We start from the raw sequence: 21057 nt of genomic DNA on the forward strand, positions 1-21057 counted from the left end.
GGAGACGTGGAGACAAGCGGGCGGCCCGGCGCCGACGACATGCGGCGGCTGTTCCTGGGGCCGCCGCCGGTGTACACGCGGCGGCAGGTCGCCGAGGCGGCCGGGATCCCGCAGGACCTCGCCGCCCGGATCTGGCGGGCCCTCGGCTTCGCGACGTTCGCCGACGACGCGGTGGCGTTCACCGACGCCGATCTGGAGGCCCTGCACCGCATCCGCGACCTGCTGGACGCGGAGACGCTCGACGAGCGGTCCGTGATCCGCATGGCCAGGGCCCTCGGCCGCAACACCGCGCGACTCGCGGAGTGGCAGGCCGAGATCATGGTGGACGCGCTGATCGAGCCCGGCGCCCGGCCGGGGGAGCAGCGGCTCCGGCAGGTGATGGACACGGTCAGCCGCCTGCTGCCGGACTTCGAGCAGACGCTGGTGCACGTCTGGCGGTCACAGCTCGCCGCGACCGCGAGCCGGCTGGTCAGCCTCGCCGAGCCCGACGAGCCGGACGGGGACGCCGCCCCGACCCGGCCCAGGCTCGGGGTGGGGTTCGCCGACCTCGTCGCCTTCACCCGCGTGTCCCGGGATCTGGACGAGCTGGCGCTGGCCGACCTGGTGGAGGGATTCGAGTCGCGGGCCTCCGACGTGATCGCCGCCCATGACGGCCGGCTGGTCAAGACGCTCGGCGACGAGGTGCTCTTCACCGCCGCCGACCCGAGGACCGCGGCCCTCATCGCGCTCGACCTGCTCGACGAGCTCAAACGGGACGTCGAGGGGCCCGACGTGCGGGTCGGGCTGGCGTACGGCCCGGTGCTCCCGGCGATGGGCGACGTCTTCGGCACGACCGTCAACCTGGCGGCCCGGCTGACGGCCATCGCCAGGCCCGGCACGATCCTGGCCGACAGCGAGCTGGCCGCGGGCCTCGCCGGTGCGCCCGGCGTCGACCTGGTCAAGCTCCGCCGCCGTCCCGCCCGCGGGCTCGGCGTGGTGGAGCCGTATGTTCTGAGAAGATCCAGCCGAGAAAGTTGAGGTGCGGGACATGCCGTACGAAGTCCAGGGTGTGGTGGCGCGCGGCAAGGGCGAGGCGGTGACGCTGGAGACGGTCGTCGTGCCGGACCCGGGGCCCGGCGAGGCGGTCGTGAACGTGCAGGCCTGCGGGGTCTGCCACACCGACCTCCACTATCGCGAGGGCGGCATCAACGACGACTTCCCCTTCCTCCTCGGGCACGAGGCCGCGGGCGTCGTCGAGGCGGTCGGCCCCGGCGTGACCGAGGTCGAGCCCGGCGACTACGTGATCCTCAACTGGCGGGCGGTGTGCGGGCAGTGCCGCGCGTGCCTGCGGGGCCGGCCGTGGTACTGCTTCAACACCCACAACGCCACCCAGAAGATGACCCTGGCCGACGGCACCGCGCTGTCCCCGGCGCTCGGCATCGGGGCCTTCCTGGAGAAGACGCTGGTGGCGGCCGGGCAGTGCACGAAGGTCAACCCGGCGGCCAAGCCGGCCGTCGCCGGCCTGCTCGGCTGCGGCGTGATGGCCGGCCTCGGGGCCGCGATCAACACCGGCGGGGTGACCCGCGGCGACACGGTCGCGGTGATCGGCTGCGGCGGCGTGGGCAACGCCGCCATCGCGGGCGCGCACCTCGCCGGGGCCCGGACGATCGTCGCGGTGGACGTGGACGACCGCAAGCTCGAATGGGCCCGCGGCTTCGGCGCCACGCACACGGTCAACTCGCGCGAGACCGACCCGGTGGAGGCCGTGCGTGAGCTGACCGGCGGGTTCGGCGCCGACGTCGTGATCGAGGCGGTCGGGCGTCCCGAGACCTACAAGCAGGCCTTCTACGCCCGCGACCTGGCCGGGACCGTCGTGCTCGTCGGAGTGCCGACCCCGGAGATGCAGCTGGAACTGCCGCTGCTCGACGTCTTCGGCCGCGGCGGCGCGCTCAAGTCCTCCTGGTACGGCGACTGCCTGCCCAGCCGTGACTTCCCCATGCTGATCGACCTCTACCTGCAGGGACGGCTCGACCTCGACGGGTTCGTCTCCGAGACCATCGGCCTCGACCAGGTCGAGGAGGCCTTCGGCAAGATGCACCGCGGGGAGGTGCTGAGGTCGGTCGTGGTGCTCTGACGCTCGCACGAGGGCGCTCACGCGAGGGGCGGCGCTTCCGTTTGCGGAGTGCCGCCCCTTTCTGTGCCGTGGAACACATAGGCAAGCCTTACCAAAGTGGGTTATCTTAGGTATGCCTAACCTTCCTCAAGATCCCAGAGAGGCGATACATGTACGTCTGCGTCTGCCGCGCCGTCACCGAGAGCGAGGTGCACGACTGCATCGCCGAGGGGGCGAAGACGGCTCGCCAGGTGCGGGACGTCACCGGTGCAGGGGGGGACTGCGCGTCTTGTGTTCGAAAGATCTGTGCGATCCTGAAACGGTCAGAGGACCTGGTCACCAGCGCATAGATCGAGGAAGCTTATGCAGGGCGACAAAGAGATCATCGCGCTGCTCAACGAGCAGCTCACCTCCGAGCTGACCGCCATCAACCAGTACTTCCTGCATGCCAAGCTGCAGGAGAACTGGGGATATACGAAGCTCGCCGCCATCACGCGGGCGGAGTCCATCGACGAGATGCGGCACGCGGAGGAACTCACCGACCGGATCCTGTTCCTGGAGGGTCTGCCGAACTACCAGAAGCTGAACACCCTGCACATCGGCCAGACCGTCAGGGAGCAGCTTCAGGCCGACCTGGATCTCGAGCTGGGCGTGGTCAAGCGCCTGCGGCCCGGCATCGCCCTCATGCGGGAGCGGGGAGACATCACCTCGGCGACGCTCTTCGAGCGCATCCTCGCCGACGAGGAGCACCACATCGACTACCTGGAGACCGAGCTGGGCCTCCTGGAGAGCCTGGGCGAGCAGCTGTACCTTCAGCGGTACGCGGAGCCGCCGTCGCCCTCCTAGCCGGCGCCTTCCGGCCGGGGCTCCGTGTCGCCGCTCGGGCCGTCGCCTCGGGCTGGCGCTTCGTGTCGCCGCTCGGGCCGCCGCAGGGGCCGCCGTGGGGTCGTCGTTGGGGCCGCCGACGCGGTCCGTCGCTTCCGGACGGACACGAAATCAGATGGACAACGCCCGCCGTCATCGTCTCGGCGGGCGTTTTTCGTGCCATTATCCGCTTTCCAGCGACGAAGTTCGGAATGGTCGAAAATTGGGTGGAAGATCGCGTCGCTTGCGTGCTGACTATCCCGGATTTATCAGTGTTTGCCCAGGTCAATTGATGGGTCAACGACAAGTCAAAAGGCGCGCTGTAGCCGGGAAACGATCGCACAAGGTCCTACGATCGCACCATGACCTGCGTACTTCTCGCCGAGGATGACACCTCGATATCCGAGCCACTGGCGCGTGCCCTGCGCCGGGAGGGCTATCAGGTGGAGGTGAGCCCAGATGGCCCGCAGGCCCTGGAGAGGGCCTTGTCGGGGGGCGTCGACCTGATTGTTCTCGACCTCGGCCTTCCAGAGATGGACGGGCTGGAGGTCGCGCGCCGCATTCGCGCGGAGGGACACGGGACTCCGGTCCTGATCCTTACCGCCCGCGTCGACGAAGTCGACACCGTCGTCGGACTCGACGCCGGGGCCGACGACTACGTCACCAAGCCGTTCCGCCTCGCAGAACTGCTCGCCAGGGTGCGGGCACTGCTCCGGCGCGGAACATCGGAGACCCCGGTGGTGCAAGGCGTCCGCATCGACGCCGACTCCCGCCGGGCCTGGATGGGAGACAAGGAACTGCACCTGACCACCAAGGAGTTCGATTTGCTGCGCGTGCTCGTACGGGACGCGGGCAAGGTCGTCACCCGCGAGCAGATCATGCGCGAGGTGTGGGACACGAACTGGTGGGGGTCGACGAAGACACTCGATATGCACATCTCGTGGCTGCGCCGCAAGCTCGGCGACGACGCGGCCAAGCCGCGCTACATCACGACCGTCCGAGGGGTCGGCTTCCGTTTCGAGCGCGAGTAGCCGCCGTGGGGCGGTTGCGGGGGAGGGGCTAGCACGTGCGCCGGCGCCTGCTTTCCTCCATGCTGCTCGTCGCGGTCATCGCGGTACTGCTGTTAGGCGTGCCCCTGGGTGTGGTCGTCGTGCGCTTGTTCAACGACGAGGTCGCCCAGGAGCTCAGCACGGACGCGAACCGGCTGCTGCTGGGAGTGGAGTATTCGCTCAGCCAGGGTCAGGGGATCAGTCCGGATCAGCTCGCACGGAACTACCCGGACCGATACCTCCAGGTGTTCGTCCGCGGGAAACCGCCGATCGTCGTGGGCTCGCCTCCGCTCGTGGGCCGCGACCTGACCGAGGAGGCGCGCTCCGAGAACGGTTACGTACGCGTCAGCCGCGACGCGGCCCAGATCCAACAGGACACCCAGGCGCGGCTGGTGCTCATCATCGCGCTGGCGGTCGTGGCCCTCGGGGCCGCGATCGGGCTGGCCACCGTCACCTCGCGTCGCCTGAGCCTGCCGCTCCAAGATCTCACCAGGATCGCGGAGCGGCTCGGCTCGGGCGACGCGAGGCCGAGCAGGCACCGCTACGGCATCCCCGAGCTGGACCTCGTGGCCGAGGTGCTGGACCGCAGCGCGTTGCGGATCTCCGACCTGCTCGCGCGGGAGCGCGAGTTCGCGACCGACGCCTCCCACCAGCTGCGCACGCCGCTGACGGGGCTGAGCATGCGCCTGGAGGAGATCGTCGCGGCGGCCGACCAGCCCGAGGTGGTCCGCGAGGAGGGCGAGGCCGCGGTCGTGCAGGTCGAGCGGCTGACCGCCGTGATCGACGAGTTACTGGCCGCCGCCCGCAGGCAGCGGCACGCCCAGGCGGCGCCGATCGACGTGGACGACGTGGTGGGGCAGCAGATCGTCGAATGGGAGCCGGCGTTCCGCCGGGCCCACCGGTCGCTGGTGCTCGCGGGCGACCGGGGCCTCAGCGCGCTCGGCACGACCGGCGGGCTCAGCCAGGTGCTGTCCACCCTGCTGGAGAACTCCCTCAAGCACGGCGACGGCGTGCTGACGATCAACACATCGAGTACGGGCAGGTCTGTGGTGATCGAGGTGGCCGACGAGGGCCCGGGCATCCCGGAGGCACTCGGCCACCGGGTGTTCGAGCGGAGCGTGAGCGGGGGAGGCGGCACGGGCCTGGGGCTCACCCTCGCGCGTGCCCTGGTGGCGGCCGACGGAGGGCGGCTGGAGCTGGTCAAGCGCCGCCCGGCGACCTTCGCCATCTTCTTACGTCACACCCGTGACAGCGGGCGTCATCACCGCGTCGTGAGCGGTCCCGCCTGACGAATGGTTCAGGGGGTGGTGAGGGGGTCGGCCTGTGCCTTCACATCGGGGTGGGGTCGCGCGCCGGCCCCTTCGACGGAGTCCTCGGCCAGTTCCGGGGCCGCCAGGAACACCCACTTCTTGTACGACCAGAGGCGGAACAGCGTGCCGAGCACCAGGCCGACGGCCTGGGCGACGTTGTAGCTCAGCGTGTCGTGCAGGCCCAGCGTGTACGTCACGAAACCGATGGCGAGGAGCGAGGGCAGCAGGCCGATGCCGTTCAGCAGGAAGAACAGAATGTACTCGCGTGCCAGGCCGCTCTGCTGGCGGTGCCGATAGGTCCAGAAGCGGTTGCCCATGTACGCGAACGTGGCGGCGACGATCGTGGCCACGACCTTCGAAAACAGTGGGCCCATGCCGATGCCGAACCGCAGCAGGTTGGCGCCGCCGAAGTCGATGACGAACGCGATCGCGCCCACCAGACCGAACTTGATCAACTCGTGGATGAGCGCGGCGAACCGCTCGTAGGCGCGTCGTAGAAGCTGCACGTCCCGCACGGTCCTTCCTGATCAGCGGCCTCGGTCGGCGGCGAGGTCTTCTCAGGCTACCGGCCGCAGGCACAAATCGGGGTCTTGCCGCAACCTTCGCCCGCTTCGTCCCAGGTCATTGAAGAACATTTCAAGAAAAATCCTGCTATCTAGGATGAGCGGGCGCTCTTCGCACTACGCTCTCGCCCGACCAGGATCACTTCGTTCGGGGACGCGCGCGTTCTGGAGGGGTGGCCTTTCTCGTGTTGCGCAGACTCACGGCCCTCGGTCTCGGCCTCGTCCTGCTCGCGGGGTGTGGGACCGAGGGCGTGCGTGAGACCCCGCCCGAGCCCGGTGCCACGTCCCCGGCGACGGTCGAGATCGGCACGGCCGACGCGCTGGCGGCCTTCGACGGCCTCGGCGACCTGTCCGGCGCCTGGAAGGACCGGGACTGCGGCGAGATCGAACAGCTCACGACCGGCATGGAGCGCACCGTCGGGAGCCGCGTCTGCGCGGCCGCGCGCGAGGGCCGCTCGGCGCCCGCCCTCCGCGCCTATGGGGATCCGGAGTTCCTGCTGCCCGCCGGGGAGGACGGCGAGGACGGCGCCTGGTTCGCCGTGCTGGCCCGCAAGCCCGCGCCGGCCTACTTCGTCTTCGTACGGGCGGACGGCCGATGGCGGCTCGGCGCCGGGCCGATTCCGCTCGTCGGCAAGGCGCCCGAGGCGGAGGGCGGCGTGGACGGCACGGCGGTCGATGCCGTCTCCGACCCGCGCGCGGCCGTCGGGGCGCGGCTCGCGCCCACCCGGCACGTCGCGTTCCTGACCGATCCCACCGGAGTGAACGGGAACGGGGTCAGCGGGGTGCGCTTCGCCTCCGGCGATCCCATGCGCCGCCTTCTCGCGGAACTGGTCCGCGCCCCCGGCAGGGTCCGTCCCGATCACCTGTCCACCGACGTGCGCATCGAGGGACCGGCCCGCGCGCTCGCGCTGCCCGGCGGCGGTTCGCTGGTGTTCCACGCGCTGCGTGTCGTCTTCACGCAGAAACCGCGCTCGGGCCGTGCCTCCCTCGCTCATCCCCGCTACCGAGCCGCCGACGTACGCGCCTTCACCGGCGGCGCGGCCACGACCGTCACCGGCAGCGAGATCCTGGTGCTGGCCACCAGGGTGGCGAAGGACAACACGATGACGACGGTCGGCATGCGCCGGGTCCTCGCCGACATCGCCGAGGGCTCCGGCCAGGGGTCCGGCTGACGGGGGTTCGCCGCGCAATAGGTAGGCTGACGTGTCGTGAACAGCCCGAACGTTCCCCCTTCCGCACCCGTGACCGCGCCCGTGGTGGGCATGGTCGGCGCGGGCCAGCTGGCGAGGATGACACAGCAGGCCGCGATCGCGCTCGGCATCGACCTGCGCGTGCTCGCGAACACCCGTGACGAGAGCGCCGCCAAGGTGATCGTGGACACCCGGCTCGGCGACTACCGCGACCTCGCCGATCTGCGGGAGTTCGCGAAGGGGTGCGACGCCGTCACCTTCGACCACGAGCACGTGCCGACCGAGCACATCCAGGCCCTGGCCGCCGACGGCCACGCCGTACACCCCGGGGCGGACGCCCTGGTCCACGCGCAGGACAAGGGGGTCATGCGGGAGCGGCTCACCGCGATCGGCGCGCCCTGCCCGGCCTGGGCCCGCGTCGAGGACCTGGCGGGTGTGGAGACGTTCGCCGAGGAGCACGGCTGGCCGGTCGTGCTGAAGGCCGTGCGCGGCGGCTACGACGGCCGGGGCGTGTGGGTGTGCGAGACCCCCGCCGAGGCGCGCGAGGTGCTCGCCACCGGTGTGGCCCTGCTGGCCGAGGCGTTCGTCCCGTTCGAGCGGGAGGTCGCCGTGCTGGTGGCCAGGTCCCCGCACGGCCAGGGCGTCAGCTATCCCGTGGTCGAGACCGTGCAGAAGGACGGCATCTGCGTCGAGGTCATCGCGCCCGCGCCCGGCCTGGGGGAGGAGGAGGCGGCGGTCGCCCAGCGTGTCGCGCTCACGATCGCCCGCGACCTCGGCGTGACCGGGCTCCTCGCGGTCGAGATGTTCGTCACGAAGTCCGGGTTCGTGGTCAACGAGCTGGCCATGCGCCCCCACAACAGCGGCCACTGGACGATCGAGGGCGCCCGCACCTCGCAGTTCGAGCAGCACCTGCGGGCCGTGCTCGACCTGCCTCTCGGGTCGCCGTCGATGACCGCGCCGGTCGTCGTCATGGCCAACCTGCTCGGCGGCCCCGACCCCGACGTGTACTCCCGGTATGAGCACGTGATGGCCAACGACCCGGGCATCAAGATCCACTTCTACGGCAAGGACGTCCGGCCCGGCCGCAAGATCGGGCACGTCACCGCCCTCGGGACCGACCTCGACGAGGTGCGGGCCCGCGCTCACCACGCCGTCACCTGCCTGAGAGGACCTGTGGATGCCTGACGTCGGGCCAGCTGTTGGGATCGTCATGGGGAGCGACTCGGACTGGCCGGTGATGCGGCAGGCCGCCGAGGCGGTCGCGGAGTTCGGCGTGTCGTTCGAGGCCGACGTGGTGTCGGCGCACCGCATGCCCGCGGAGATGATCGAGTACGGCTCCCGCGCCGCCGGGCGCGGACTGAAGGTGATCATCGCGGGCGCCGGCGGCGCGGCCCACCTGCCGGGCATGCTGGCCTCGGTCACCCCGCTGCCCGTGATCGGCGTCCCGGTGCCGCTGAAGTATCTGGACGGCATGGATTCACTGCTGTCGATCGTCCAGATGCCGGCCGGGGTGCCCGTGGCGACCGTCGCCGTCGGCGGGGCCCGCAACGCGGGACTGCTCGCCGTACGGATCCTGGCGGCCTCGGATGAGGGGCTGCGGCGGCGGATGGAGGAGTTCCAGGTCACCCTGCGGGACCAGGCGCACGCCAAGGGCGAGCGCCTGCGCGCCGAGGCGTCACAACTGAGCCGGTAGTTCTCGTCCCCCCGCGGCCGCCCGCGGCGGGGTGGACAGCCGTCCCACCGATCCCGTGATCGGCGGGGCGGCCGGAGCCGGGGTCAGGGGCGGCCGAGGGCGCGATAGTCCCAGCCGGCTTCGCGCCAGGAGTCCGCGTCGAGCGCGTTGCGGCCGTCGACGATGGTGCGGGCCGTCACGACCGCGCCCAGCTCCTCGGGGTCGAGGGTGACGAACTCCTGCCACTCGGTGAGCAGCAGCACGACCTCGGCCCCCTGAGCGGCTTCCAGCGCCGACTCGGCGTACCCGAGGTGGGGATGGGCCGCCCGCGCGTTCGACAGGGCGGCCGGGTCGTAGACCGTGACCTGCCCGCCCTGCTCGGCGATCTGCACGGCCACGTCGAGCGCCGGCGAGTCGCGGATGTCGTCGGAGTTGGGTTTGAAAGCCGCTCCCAGCACCGCGACGCTGCGCCCGTCGAACGCCCCGCTCAGCAGTTCACGGGTGAGTTCGACCGTCCGGGACCGGCGGCGCAGGTTGATCTCGTCGACCTCGCGGAGGAAGGCGAGCGCCTGGTGGGCGCCGAGCTCGTCGGCCCTGGCCGTGAACGCCCTGATGTCCTTCGGCAGGCAGCCGCCGCCGAAGCCGAGGCCGGCGTTGAGGTATTTGCCGCCGATCCGCTCGTCGTACGACAGCGCCTGCGACAACTGGGTGACGTCGCCGCCGGCGGCCTCACAGACCTCGGCCATGGCGTTGATGAACGAGATCTTCGTGGCCAGGAACGCGTTCGCGGCCGCCTTCACCAGCTCTGCCGTGGGGAAGTCGGTCACCACGATCGGGACCTCGCCCAGGGGCGCGTAGACGTCCCGCAGCACCTTCTCGGCGCGCTCGGAGGCGACCCCGAGCACGATCCGGTCGGGACGGAGCGTGTCCTGCACGGCGAAGCCCTCACGCAGGAACTCGGGGTTCCAGGCCAGCTCGGCCTGCATTCCGGCGGGCGAGAGCCGTACGAGCTTGTCCGCGAGGCGCTCGGCGGTGCCGACCGGCACCGTCGACTTGCCCACGACCAGGCACTCGCGGTCGAGGTGAGGGGCCAGCGACTCGACGACCGCGTCGAGGTAGGAGACGTCGGCGGCGTACCCGCCCTTCTTCTGGGGTGTGCCCACACAGATGAAGTGGACGTCGCCGAACTTCGCCGCCTCCTCGAAGGAGGTGGTGAAGCGCAGCCTGCCCGAGTCGAGGTTGCGGCGGAGGAGCTCCTGCAAACCGGGCTCGTGAATCGGCAGCTCCCCGCGCTGCAACCGTTCGATCTTGCTCTGGTCCACGTCCAGACCGAGCACTTCGAAGCCCAGTTCGGCCATGCACGCCGCGTGTGTAGCACCCAGGTATCCGGTCCCCAGAACAGTGAGGCGGTACGGCACGGCATGCTCCCCTCTTACCGACTCTTTGTGATCTGGCATGGTACCGGCCCGGTCAACTGCCCTGAGAGCCACCTGGGCAAACCGGCACCTTGGCCCCCACGGTACGGCTCTGGACGTGCCCGGTCGACGCCACGCCATCACTTCCTCACCCCCTGTCAGGGGGATGTGTCAGGGAAAACACCGTACTGACTGGTAACTTTCTAGTCGGACGTCCTAGTATCGGCGCTATGAGCTTCCCTCTCTACGCCCCCGCTGAGGAGCACGAGATGCTCCGCGAGACGGTCCGGGCCCTCGCCGACGAGAAGATCGCCCCGCGTGCCGCGGCGGCCGACGAGAACGAGGAGTTCCCCTGGGAGGTCTACAAGGACCTCGTCGCGGCCGACATGCACGCCGTCCACATCCCCGAGGCGTACGGCGGGGCGGGCGCCGACGCGCTCGCGACCGTGATCGTCATCGAGGAGGTCGCCCGCGCGTGCGCCTCGTCCTCGCTGATCCCGGCGGTCAACAAGCTGGGCACCGTGCCGCTGCTGCTGTCGGCGTCCGAGGAGCTCAAGCAGCGCTACCTGACGCCGGTGGCGCGCGGGGAGGCGATGTTCTCCTACGCCCTGTCGGAGCCGGAGGCGGGCTCGGACGCCGCCTCGATGAAGACCAGGGCCGAGCGCGACGGCGACCACTACGTGCTCAACGGCACCAAGATGTGGATCACCAACGCGGGCGTGTCGGAGTACTACACGGTCATGGCCGTGACCGACCCCTCGGCCGGCGCCCGCGGCATCTCGGCGTTCGTGGTGGAGAAGGACGACGAGGGCGTCTCGTTCGGTCCGAAGGAGAAGAAGCTCGGCATCAAGGGCTCGCCCACGCGTCAGGTCATCCTGGAGAACGTCCGGATTCCTGCCGCACGGATGATCGGCGAGCCGGGCACCGGGTTCAGGACCGCGCTGGCCACGCTCGACCACACCCGCGTCACGATCGCCGCGCAGGCGCTCGGCATCGCCCAGGGCGCGCTCGACTACGCCGTCGGCTATGTCAAGGAGCGCAAGCAGTTCGGCAAGCCGATCGCCGACTTCCAGGGCCTGCAGTTCATGCTCGCCGACATGGCGATGAAGCTGGAGGCCGCCCGTCAGCTCACCTACGCCGCCGCCGCCAAGTCGGAGCTGGCCATGCACGGCACCCCGGTCAAGGACCTCACGTTCTTCTCCAGCGCCGCCAAGTGCGCCGCCTCCGACGCCGCCATGGAGATCACCGTCGACGCCGTCCAGCTGCTGGGCGGGTACGGCTACACGCGGGAGTTCCCGGTCGAGCGCATGATGCGCGATGCCAAGATCACCCAGATCTACGAGGGCACCAACCAGATCCAGCGCGTCGTCATGGCCCGCCAGCTGTTGAAGTAGCCCTTGACGTGCGTAAACCCCGCTTCCCTCGTGGGGGCGGCGGGGTTCGTCGTGTCCGGTTGAGAGCCTCTCAGAGATCTTGTTCCGTGGTTGTTCCGTGAGAGTTGCCGAGCGAGTGCCCCGTTGATCGTTAACGTCCCCCAGTGGGACGCGTTCGCGCTCACCTAGTGTGACGATCACGGATCATGAAAGCGAAGAGCCACCGGGCGGTTGTCGTCGCCGGTGGCTCGTGTGCTTTCGAGGGCTACCCCGTGGCGCCCTGATCGCCGGAGACGGCACGAGGCCGGAACAAGCGGTCGTCGATCGCCTTACGGGCGCGGTCATGGGAGCCCGGCATCATGTGCGCGTACACCCGGAGCGTGAAGCCGGGGTCGGCGTGGCCGAGATACTCGGCGAGTTCCTTCACGGAGACGCCGCCCGCGAGCATGACGCTGGCGTAGTAGTGGCGGAGCTGGTGGAGGCCTTCCCTACGGGAGGTCGTGAAGCGCTTCCTTGCTCGGGCGTCCTTCTCGGCGTGCGGGATGACGCCGGCCGCGACGAGGGCGGGCTTCCAGACGAGTTCGCTGTAGCCGCGCGCCCGAATGAACTTGTCGTCCGTCCAGCGGAAGAGCAGGTTGTGCGTACGAAGAGGGCCGTTGAGCTTCTCCCAGGGCAGCGAGCAGGGCAGGGCGTCGGTCGGGCGGCCCAGTGCCGAAAGATGCAGGCCAACACCTAACAACCACCGTGCCCGCTCCCTGCTCCGTCGGCAACGACAAGATCATCATTCATCGGATCTATTACGACCAGTTGGGGCTATACAGCCAGCTTGGTGGCGAACTCGTCTTCGGCGGTCCCTCACCGGCATAGCCCGGCGTGCGGTCGAACTCCGCATGCCGTAGGCGGGAGCCCTGCCTGGCAGGCGAGCAGGAAAACTGGTCGCCGACGTGTTGTGGACGCAACGGTCGCCCGAGTTCGGCGGTGAAGACGCAACCGCTGTCGCCGCTGTTGTAGCGGTGCAGGAAGTCTCCGAGGGCATCGGTGCGTTCGTCATTGCTGGCGTAGGGCCGTAGGTGGGCCCATTCCTCTACCAGGCGCCCGACGGCATCGAATCGATCCGTCAACTGTGAAAGTTCGACACAGGTCTGGATGGTCCTGAGCATGCCGCTTCTCGATCTTGGAACCGTGTTCGAGGCGTCCAACGCAGCCTGAAAATTACACGACGTCTGGGACCGCGTGCTCTCATCGGGCGTGATGGGAGCCAGACGGCCGAAGTGAACCGATCTCTGTGGACCCCTGAGCATTGACAGGTGGGAGCCTGGGCCTTAAGCGTGATGTCCGGCCATGCCGTCGAACCGATACGACGCTCCCATTGACGAGGAGACAGGATGCCCCCCTCAAGCCGTCGGCTTTCGCCGACGAACGGCGACGGCCTGAACGGCCGGGCAGTGGCGCCCGCGGAGGGGCAGCCGGACCCGAAAAGTGCCTCACACGGGATTCACCCGAAAGGATTACCGATGAAGCGGAGCGATCCCTCCTCCCGTCCTCGACGTTCGGCGAGCAGGTGGCCGGCTGTGGTGGCGGCCTTGCTGGTCGCGTTGATCGGGGCTCAGCCGGCTGTGGCGGCACAGCGGTCCGCATCGTCGGAATCCACCGTGTCGAAGTCCGCCGCCTCGGTCGCCGCCGCCGGGGACATCGACGGCTTCACCGCGGGCAATGCCGCGGTCGCCTCGGTCGATCTGGCCGGGACGTGGAGCTTCACTCCGGCGGGCCGGTCGACGACGTCGATCAAGGTGCCCGGAGGTGGCTGGTACAAGCAGGGGTTCACCGATGTGTCCCAGGCGGTGTACTCGCGTACGGTGACGGTGCCGGACTCGGGGCAGCCGCAGTCGACGTGGATCGAGTTCGGCGCCGTGAACCACCAGGCGACCTTGTCGGTGGACGGCCGGGTGGTTGCGACGCAGACCACGGCCTTCACTCCCTCGAAGTTCGACATCAGCGCCTACGCCGCCCCGGGCACCACTCATACGATCAGCGTCGACGTGAAGGGCCGCGGCGCGTTGAAGGCATCCAACGGCCGGTACCTGGTGCCCGACGCCGCCGAGTGGTCCGAGGCGGTCCCCCAGGGGATTTACCGTTCGGCGTTCCTGCGGGTGTACCCGGCGGTGTACGTCAGCGACACATTCGTGCGTACGTCGGTGGCGAACAAGACGTTGAGCTACGACGTGTCGGTGCGTAACACGTCGGGCAGTTCCCGGTCGGTGACGTTGACCGGGTCGCTGTCGTCTGACAGCGGAACGGCTTTCAGCTACCCGGCACTGCCCAGCCGTACGGTCACCGTGGCGGCCCACTCGACCGGGACCGTGACCGTCGGGCCGGTCGCGTGGAACCTCGACAGCACCTCGTACTGGTGGCCCAACGTGCCGTACCGGTCGGGGTACCGGGCGCAGCTGCACGGGCTGACGGTGCATGCCGTCACCGATGACGGGCACACCAGCGACGCCGCGTACCGGTTCGGGTTCCGGGAGGCCACCCAGAACGGCGAGTACTACTACCTCAACGGCGTGCGCGTGAACTTCCGCGGCGACAACCTCCAGGGTGCCGACTACGACCGGATCAACAACGGCGGCAAGGGCGACGCCTACGACACGCTGCCCGGCTTCCTTCCGCCTTCGTCGGGCAACGGCGGCTGGCCGCAGGCCGTGGACAACTACCAGCGGCTGAACTTCAACGTGGTGCGCATCCACCAGGAGCCGGCCAGCCCGTACATGTTGGATGTCGCCGACGAGATGGGCCTGATGATCATCGACGAGACCGCGATTCGCGGCTCCCAGTCCGGGCAGGATTGGATCTCCGGGCACGACAACATGGTCAACCACGCCCGTGCGCTGGTCCTGCGCGACCGCAACCACCCCGCGGTCATCCGCTGGAGTCAGAACAACGAGCCGAACCAGAGCGGCCAGGATTCCGAACAGTTCGAGAAGGACCTGTACGCGGCGATGAACGGCGCCGACGGCACCCGGCCGGTCATTGTCGAGCTGGGCGTCGGCGCGAATCTCAACATGTATCCCGGGATGACGTACGCCAACTTCGCGGTGATCTCGCACTACGTCGACGGCTTCGGCAGGTACGGGGAGGGCCTGATCACCGTGAATGGGCGGCCCGACGGCGAGGGCGAGTACATCTGGCCGGCATGCAACACCAAGCAGGGCTTCGAGTGGTTCGCCACGGCAACCCTGGCCAAGCGCGGCAAGAACGCCACCGACCTGCGTCCGTACACGCTGCTGTCCGCGTGGGCCGGTTTCGTGCCCGGTGTGCGTTCCACGGACTTCACCCCGGAGGAGGGCGGTCATCCGCTCTACGGCGCGGACAACCTCTCGGACCCCTGGAGCAACCCGCAGATCCAGCGTGTGCAGGCGGGGTTCAACCCGGTGGCAGCGGTCGACCTCCCGTACTGGTCCGCCTCCGGCGCCTCGGACTCGAACGGCAGCTTCCCGCTGCCGCAGGCCGTGCCCACCTACGCCCGGAACGCCACGGTCACCCGCAACATCACCGTCTTCAACGACGACCTCGCCGACACTTCGGTGGGCTTCACCTGGACGGCGCGGCTCGACGCGCCGGACGGCGCGGTCGTCGCGTCCGGAAGCACGACCCTGACCGTCCCGCTCGGCTCGCGGGTCACCCAGCCGGTGTCCTTCACCACCCCGGACACCGGCAACCGCGTGTACCTGCAGCTGTCGACCACGAAGTCCGATAGCCCCGTCTTCACCGACGCGGTGGAGTACTTCAACCTCGGCGGAAGTAGCGGAAGCGGACCCGCACCGGGCACCTACCGCATCGTCAACCGCAACAGCGGCAAGCCGCTCGCTGTCGCGGGCAACTCCACCGCCGATGGTGCCAAGGTGGTCCAGCAGAGCGGCACCGCCACCTGGACCATCGCCACAACCTCCGACGGCTCCTACACCCTCAAGTACGTCCCGAGTGGAAAGGTGCTCGACGTCAACGCCGGCAGCAGCACGGCCGGGCTGCAACTGCAGCAGTGGACGGCCAACGGCGGCACCAACCAGATGTGGTATCTGCGATCCACCGGCAACGGCTACTACACCATCGTCAGCCACAACAGCGGACTGCTGGCGGACGTCTCCGGTGCGGCGACGAGCGACGGGGCACAGGTCGTGCAGTGGCCCGCCAACGGCGGGGCCAACCAGCAATGGCAATTTAACCAGACCTGACCGGACGACCCGGTTCTCGCCTGCTGCCGCGGCGTCGACCGCTACCCCTGGCCGCTCCGCCCTGCGGCCAGGGGTAGCCGGCGAGATGTCTAACGATCAAGCCAATCAGCCCGCTGAGCAGGCAGGAAGAGACGCTGAGGGACAGGAGTAGACGATCTTCTTCCGGCTTGTAAACAGAAGGTCCAAGGGCCTCCGGCGGGGGAGTCTGGCTCCGAGGGGATCGAGGAGCAAGGGTTCCGGTTGTGGTGTGGCTGAGGGCCATGATCGACTCACCTGACGTCGCCCAGGCGGAGCCCAGCAGACCGACTCCTCCGACACAAGCCCGGTCCCTTCTGCAGGGCAACCAGCAGAGGAGGAAGGGCGCCGGGGACAGGTACACGCGAGACCGGGCTTGCGTCTCCGTCGTCGGCCCGCTTTCGGGTCGCCCTGGGACGACGGCAGACGAGGCGATCATGGTGGGCTGAGATGTGGCGCGCGTCGACGGCAACACCAAATCCGATGTTCACCCTCCATCCGAATGGCTACTGTGAGTCACCCTTCGGGCGAGTGATCAAGAGCGGTGGATTGCCGATAATGCGGATTTTGTTCCGTGGCTGTTCCGTGAGAGCCCGTAAGTCAGCGAGAAACCATGACAGGTACCCAGAGGCTTATGCCCAGGTCAGAGGCTAGATCAAGGAGTTAGCCCAGTTCGCTCAGGAGTACGGCGGAGAACACCCAGATCTACGAGGGCACCAACCAGATCCAGCGCGTCGTCATGGCCCGCCAGCTCCTCAAGTAGCCCCTGAGCAGCGAGAACCCCGCCTGTCGTGCTGGTGGAGGGACAGGCGGGGTGCCGGCGTCAGGCGGCCTCGAGTTCCATGATCCAGAGTGGCGAACGAGTGGGCCGAGCGGAGACCCGGCGCCATCCTCCGGCCGTGAACAGGGCGTCGTACTCGTGCAGGTGTCGTTCCCGGCCCCCGTCGGTGACGGACAGCATGTTCATGTCCGCCACAGCGCCGAAGTCCGGCGTGCCGACCTCGCCGAGCACGAGTTCGAAGACGAGGGCACGCGCTCCGAGCCGGGCGGCGGCACGGCAGTTGCGAAGAAGGCGAACGCATGCTTCGTCGTCCCAGTCATGCAGGATCCACTTCAGCAGGTACAGGTCCGCTGCGGGGACCTCTTCGAAGAAGTCGCCCTGCACCGCACTGAAGCGGTCGGAAAGGCCGAGTTCCTCGGCGGCACGGGCAGCCGCGACGGTCACCTCCGGCCTGTCCAGGACGATGCCGTGCAGAGCGGGGCTGGCCTGCATCAGCCCGAGGACGAGCCGGCCGTTGGCGCCGCCCACGTCGACGGCCGACGAGACACCCGAGAGGTCGAGCATGCTCGCCGCCTCGGCGGCCACGATCTCCGACATGCTCGACCCGCTGGAGGCGAAGGCGTCGCCCTCCTCGGGATGCTGGGCGAAGTAGGTGAACTGGTCCATGCCCAGCGCCTTGTATACCTGCGTTCTGCCCTCGCGCACGGCTTCGGGAAGGTGCGCCCAGCTCACCCAGGTCGAGTAACCCGCGAGGTGGAGGGTGGTGTCGCGCAGTGAACCGGGGACCCCCTCGCGCAGCAGTTCTCCCATCGGGGTGGGGGCGAACCTGCCGTCGCCTTCGTAGGCGAGCAGCCCGATGGAGGCGCACGCCCGCATCAGGCGGTAGGTCGTGGCCGGATGGGTGGATGCCCGTTCGGCGACTTCATCGGCTGTACGTGCCCCGGCGGCGATATGGTCCATGATCGACAGGGTTGCCGCCGTCCGGACGATCTGCGCCACCCCGTGGCCGGTGATCATTTGGAGCAGCCTGCCGAAGTCGCGCTCCCGCTCAAGGGCCGCGTCCTCGTGTCCTGGCGCTGTCTCTGGTGTTTCCCTCATGGTGCTCCCTACGTCATCTCGTTGGTGCCGGGACAGGCATCCGCTTCCGTCGCGACCTGAATGACCGTCTTTCCTGGCGTGCGGCGGTGGCGGGCGAACGCGGAGGCCGTTGCGGAATGCGGGTGGATCGGGGACGGCGCGCTCTGCTCGTCGTCGGAGCGCCTCACACCGTTCGCCGCGTGGCCTCGGGTGATGTCCGGTCAGCTCGGCCAGGGCGAGCCGAGGATGCGCTCGACGGTCGTCGTGCGCTGGAAGCCGGGGATGAAGTGCTCGAGCACGTCGGAGTTCACGGTGCCGTTCGTGGTTTCCGGACGGTCCTTGAGCCCGTCGACGTAGGCTCGCAGAAACTCGTTCTTGAAGTCCCCCCGTGGGTGGGCTGCGAGGATTTCGCCCAGCCGATCGTGTTCCAGTCCGTCCAGGCCGAAGCCGATCACATCGGTCAGGACGCCGAGGTACGTGGTCGCGATTTCGGGGGCCATCCGGTCGGGGATCCCCGGCGTGGTGTGCAGCGCGACCGCCGTCCAGACGGTGTCGGCGGCGGTCGTCGAGAAACCACGCTCCAGGAGGAACCTGCGCGCGTGATCGGCGCTGTCCACTTCGAAGCGCTGCTCGACGTCGGAGAAGGGAGTCAGGAGGCCGGTGTCGTGGAATATGGCCGCCAAATAGAGCAGTTCCCGATCCGGCTCCACACCGAGCGCGTGTGCGTGAATCAGGCCGAAGAAGAAGACCCGCCGGGAGTGGTGGTAGATGAGGGGGCTGGTCGTCTCCTGGACGAGCCTGGTCGCTTCGGCGACCGCCGCTGTCTCAGGAATCTCCAACCCCGCGATGACCTCTGGCATGACCCTGACCTTCCAGGATTTACGTCGGACTATGGACCATATGTCCGACTTCCATGCTCCCCGCCGGTCGGCGTGCGGTGCCGCCCTCGTCTGGCCAGGAATCCCCTATATCCGGACAGGGCGCGCCCGTGATCTGCGATAACGATGTGCTACCAATGAACGGTGTCAATGCCTTCCGCATCGCCGATCCGACAGCGGTCAGTGCCGGCGGCACCGGGCCCGTCACCGCACGGCTCCGGCTCCGGAGGGGCCGGAGTGGCGGACGCTACCCCTCATGGCGTCGCGATCCTCGTCTACGACGGAGTGACGTTGCTGGACGTCGCAGGTCCCGCGGAGGTGTTCAAGGAGGCGAACCGCTTCGGCGCCGACTACCGGATCGTGTTGCTGTCGCCGACCGGTGCCGACGTCACGTCGAACCTCGGGGTCCGGATCGCGGTGGACGGCGCGGTCTCCTCGGAGCCGGCTTTCGGCACGTTGGTGGTGGCCGGGTCCGATCTCTATCCGCGCACCCGTGTCCCCGCCGACCTGGCGGACGCCGCGCGGACACCGGCGGCAATGGCCGGCCGGGTCGCGTCGATCTGCACCGGGGCGTTCGTCCTCGCCGCCGCCGGTCTCCTTGACGGCAAGCGCGCGACCACGCACTGGAAGGTCGCGCACGAGCTCGCCGCCCGGTGTCCGACGTGCCGTGTCGAGCCCGACGCGATCTACGTTCGTGACGGCGCCATGTACACGTCGGCAGGGGTGACGGCCGGCATCGACCTGGCGCTCGCCCTCGTCGAGGAGGACCACGGGCCCGGCCTCGCGCGCGACGTCGCCCGCGCCTTGGTGGTGTACATGCAGCGTGCGGGCGGCCAGTCCCAGTTCTCGGCGCCGCTGCAAGGACCGCCGCCCCGCTCGTCGGCTCTGCGTAAGATCACCGACTTGGTGACGGCGGACCCCTGCGGGAACCACTCTCTCGGTGAACTCGCGAAACATCTCAACGTGAGCACCCGGCATCTCACCCGGCTTTTCCGCGACGAGCTGTCCACGACACCGGCCCGCTACGTGGAGAACATCCGATTCGACATGGCCAGGGCGCTGCTCGACCAAGGACACACCGCGACGCAGGCCGCGGCCCTCGCCGGGTTCCCCAGTTACGAAAGCATGCGACGGGTTTTCGCCAGGAAGCTGTCGATCAGCCCCGCCGCCTACCAACGCCGGTTCGGCACGACCCGCCGCGCCGAGGCGGGTCAGGTCGTGTCCGGCAGAGCCTAGACGCTGGCCGGGTAGCGCCGCCTTATCGGTCGGTGACGACGGCCCCGGGTGGTGGCCCATCCCTCTGGACAGCCGTGCGGGGCGACGGTGACAGGGTGATCGCCACACCTGAAAGGCCCGGCCTTCGCCAAATGGTTCGAACCAGAAGAATTCGGGGCAAATGTGATCCAAATGTCATAAAGATCCGCGATCGTGGAGGAGTGCGAACGTGGCTCGGTGATCAGGCGAGGAAACGGCTGGGCACGTTCGGCCTGATCGCGCCCTCTATCGCGCAGTGCGCCGTGGGCGCCGCGCTGGCCTGGATCGCCGCCGTTCATCTGCTCGGCCACGCCCATCCCCTCTTCGCGCCCATCTCTGTGCTGATCTGCGTGGGCCTGGGGCTCGGGCAGCGGCTGCGCAGGATGGTCGAACTGGTGGTCGGCGTCAGTCTGGGCGTGGGCATCGGTGACCTGCTGGTGTCCTGGATCGGCTCCGGCCCCTGGCAGCTCGCGCTCGTGATCGCGCTGGCCATGACCATCGCGTGGCTGCTGAACAGCCGCGAGCTGTTCGTGTCGCAGGCCGGGTCGTCCGCGGTGCTGGTCGCCATGCTGGTGCCGGGTGCGGACGCCGGCGGGCTGGACCGGATGGCCGACGCGCTCACCGGCGGCATCGTCGGCCTCGCCGCGGTCGCGCTGCTGCCCGCCAGTCCGCTCACCATCGCGGGCAAACATCTGTCCGGCGTGCTCGACGCCTTCTCGACCGTGCTGGAGCAGGCGGCGGAGGCGATCGAGAAGGGCGATATGGACCTGGCCGCCGAGGCGCTGGAGTGCGGCCGCAGGACCCAGACCGCGGTCGAGGAGTTCGCGGCGGCGCTGGAGAACAGCAAGGAGATCATCAGGATCTCGCCGCTGCGCTGGCATCACCGGGCCAGACTGGCCGGGTACACGACCGCCGCCTTACCAGTGGATCTGGCGCTGCGCAACGCACGCGTCCTGGTCCGCCGCACACTCGCGGCGATGGGGGAGGCGAGCCCGCCACCGATCGCCCTGGCCGAGGTGCTGCGCGAGGTCTCGGAGGCGGCGCTGCTGCTCCAGCTCGAACTGGGGGCTGGACGGGAGCCGATGCTGACCAGGCAGGCGTTGCTCGCCGTCGCCGCGCGGGAGCGGCCCAAGAACCTCGGCTTCTCGGCGAACGTCATCATCGCGCAGCTGCGCTCCATCGCCGTCGATCTGCTTGAGGCGACCGGCATGGATCACGACGAGGCATCGGCCGCGCTGACCCCGCTCGACGAGCTGAGCGACGAGAGCATGCGCGGCTGAGGTCGAACGCCCCGC

General features: G+C 69.1%; 19 protein-coding genes. 13 read left to right on the top strand and 6 right to left on the bottom strand.

The features are described from left to right. The first annotated feature begins 6 nt into the window (after nucleotides 1–6). The 6 genes from FLX07_RS08725 to FLX07_RS08750 all read left to right on the top strand — a co-directional run bounded on the left by FLX07_RS08725 (nucleotide 7) and on the right by FLX07_RS08750 (nucleotide 5294). On the top strand, nucleotides 7–1017 hold the full coding sequence (locus tag FLX07_RS08725) for an adenylate/guanylate cyclase domain-containing protein (RefSeq protein ID WP_229689540.1): 1011 nt from the start codon (nucleotides 7–9) through the stop codon (nucleotides 1015–1017). Nucleotides 1018–1027: 10 nt separating this feature from the next. Continuing rightward, complete coding sequence (locus FLX07_RS08730; RefSeq protein ID WP_142569374.1) at nucleotides 1028–2113, top strand: S-(hydroxymethyl)mycothiol dehydrogenase; 1086 nt, start codon at nucleotides 1028–1030, stop codon at nucleotides 2111–2113. Between the two features lie 149 nt (nucleotides 2114–2262). Then, entirely contained in the window at nucleotides 2263–2442 is a 180-nt protein-coding gene (locus tag FLX07_RS08735) for a (2Fe-2S)-binding protein (protein ID WP_142569376.1), read from the top strand. A gap of 13 nt (nucleotides 2443–2455) precedes the next feature. Then, nucleotides 2456–2938 carry a bacterioferritin gene (gene bfr / locus FLX07_RS08740; protein ID WP_142569378.1) on the top strand — a complete coding sequence of 161 codons (483 nt, stop codon included), beginning with the start codon at nucleotides 2456–2458 and terminating at the stop codon, nucleotides 2936–2938. A 380-nt stretch (nucleotides 2939–3318) separates the two neighbouring features. Then, nucleotides 3319–3987, top strand: coding sequence for a response regulator transcription factor (locus FLX07_RS08745; RefSeq protein WP_030451323.1), 669 nt, complete (start codon nucleotides 3319–3321; stop codon nucleotides 3985–3987). A 35-nt stretch (nucleotides 3988–4022) separates the two neighbouring features. Beyond that, complete coding sequence (locus FLX07_RS08750) at nucleotides 4023–5294, top strand: sensor histidine kinase (RefSeq protein WP_167748164.1); 1272 nt, start codon at nucleotides 4023–4025, stop codon at nucleotides 5292–5294. Nucleotides 5295–5302: 8 nt separating this feature from the next. Here the strand turns inward: FLX07_RS08750 and FLX07_RS08755 are convergent, their stop codons facing one another. Then, nucleotides 5303–5821 (bottom strand): GtrA family protein, encoded by a 519-nt coding sequence (locus FLX07_RS08755; RefSeq protein ID WP_142569380.1) that lies wholly within the window; start codon nucleotides 5819–5821, stop codon nucleotides 5303–5305. 242 nt (nucleotides 5822–6063) lie between these two features. Here FLX07_RS08755 and FLX07_RS08760 point away from each other — a divergent pair, with 242 nt between their 5' ends. The 3 genes from FLX07_RS08760 to purE are packed head-to-tail and all read left to right on the top strand — an operon-like array spanning nucleotide 6064 to nucleotide 8761. After that, a complete protein-coding gene (locus FLX07_RS08760) occupies nucleotides 6064–7050 on the top strand; it encodes a hypothetical protein (RefSeq protein WP_142569382.1) in 987 nt (328 codons plus the stop codon). A gap of 36 nt (nucleotides 7051–7086) precedes the next feature. Continuing rightward, nucleotides 7087–8253: a 5-(carboxyamino)imidazole ribonucleotide synthase gene (locus FLX07_RS08765; RefSeq protein ID WP_142569384.1), complete on the top strand. Its 1167-nt coding sequence runs from the start codon at nucleotides 7087–7089 to the stop codon at nucleotides 8251–8253. Next, nucleotides 8246–8761 (top strand): 5-(carboxyamino)imidazole ribonucleotide mutase, encoded by a 516-nt coding sequence (gene purE / locus FLX07_RS08770; RefSeq protein ID WP_142569386.1) that lies wholly within the window; start codon nucleotides 8246–8248, stop codon nucleotides 8759–8761. The genes FLX07_RS08765 and purE overlap by 8 nt, the downstream gene beginning before the upstream one ends. A gap of 83 nt (nucleotides 8762–8844) precedes the next feature. Here purE and FLX07_RS08775 read toward each other — a convergent pair whose 3' ends face one another. After that, nucleotides 8845–10158 (bottom strand): UDP-glucose dehydrogenase family protein, encoded by a 1314-nt coding sequence (locus FLX07_RS08775; RefSeq protein ID WP_142569389.1) that lies wholly within the window; start codon nucleotides 10156–10158, stop codon nucleotides 8845–8847. A gap of 227 nt (nucleotides 10159–10385) precedes the next feature. On the opposite strand from FLX07_RS08775, the gene FLX07_RS08780 reads away from it, so the two are divergent. Then, nucleotides 10386–11549, top strand: a complete 1164-nt coding sequence (locus FLX07_RS08780; protein ID WP_142569391.1) for an acyl-CoA dehydrogenase family protein — start codon at nucleotides 10386–10388, stop codon at nucleotides 11547–11549. A 244-nt stretch (nucleotides 11550–11793) separates the two neighbouring features. On the opposite strand, the gene FLX07_RS08785 is transcribed toward FLX07_RS08780, so the two are convergent. Further along, nucleotides 11794–12267, bottom strand: a complete 474-nt coding sequence (locus FLX07_RS08785; protein WP_223853038.1) for a site-specific integrase — start codon at nucleotides 12265–12267, stop codon at nucleotides 11794–11796. A gap of 58 nt (nucleotides 12268–12325) precedes the next feature. Then, nucleotides 12326–12688, bottom strand: a complete 363-nt coding sequence (locus tag FLX07_RS08790) for a hypothetical protein (protein ID WP_142569393.1) — start codon at nucleotides 12686–12688, stop codon at nucleotides 12326–12328. Nucleotides 12689–13180: 492 nt separating this feature from the next. On the opposite strand from FLX07_RS08790, the gene FLX07_RS08795 reads away from it, so the two are divergent. Beyond that, nucleotides 13181–15757, top strand: a complete 2577-nt coding sequence (locus FLX07_RS08795) for an RICIN domain-containing protein (RefSeq protein ID WP_208762123.1) — start codon at nucleotides 13181–13183, stop codon at nucleotides 15755–15757. 838 nt (nucleotides 15758–16595) lie between these two features. Here FLX07_RS08795 and FLX07_RS08800 read toward each other — a convergent pair. Next, nucleotides 16596–17651, bottom strand: coding sequence for a methyltransferase (locus tag FLX07_RS08800; RefSeq protein WP_142569398.1), 1056 nt, complete (start codon nucleotides 17649–17651; stop codon nucleotides 16596–16598). Between the two features lie 200 nt (nucleotides 17652–17851). Next, nucleotides 17852–18490, bottom strand: a complete 639-nt coding sequence (locus FLX07_RS08805) for an HD domain-containing protein (RefSeq protein ID WP_142569400.1) — start codon at nucleotides 18488–18490, stop codon at nucleotides 17852–17854. A 255-nt stretch (nucleotides 18491–18745) separates the two neighbouring features. Between FLX07_RS08805 and FLX07_RS08810 the strand changes: the two genes are divergently transcribed. Together FLX07_RS08810 and FLX07_RS08815 are read left to right on the top strand one after the other, a co-directional pair. Further along, nucleotides 18746–19744, top strand: coding sequence for a GlxA family transcriptional regulator (locus FLX07_RS08810; protein ID WP_142569402.1), 999 nt, complete (start codon nucleotides 18746–18748; stop codon nucleotides 19742–19744). Between the two features lie 200 nt (nucleotides 19745–19944). Continuing rightward, a complete protein-coding gene (locus FLX07_RS08815) occupies nucleotides 19945–21042 on the top strand; it encodes an FUSC family protein (RefSeq protein WP_142569404.1) in 1098 nt (365 codons plus the stop codon). Nucleotides 21043–21057: the final 15 nt, after the last annotated feature.

The organism is Microbispora bryophytorum, from assembly GCF_006874465.1.
Taxonomy (GTDB): Bacteria; Actinomycetota; Actinomycetes; order Streptosporangiales; family Streptosporangiaceae; genus Microbispora; species Microbispora bryophytorum.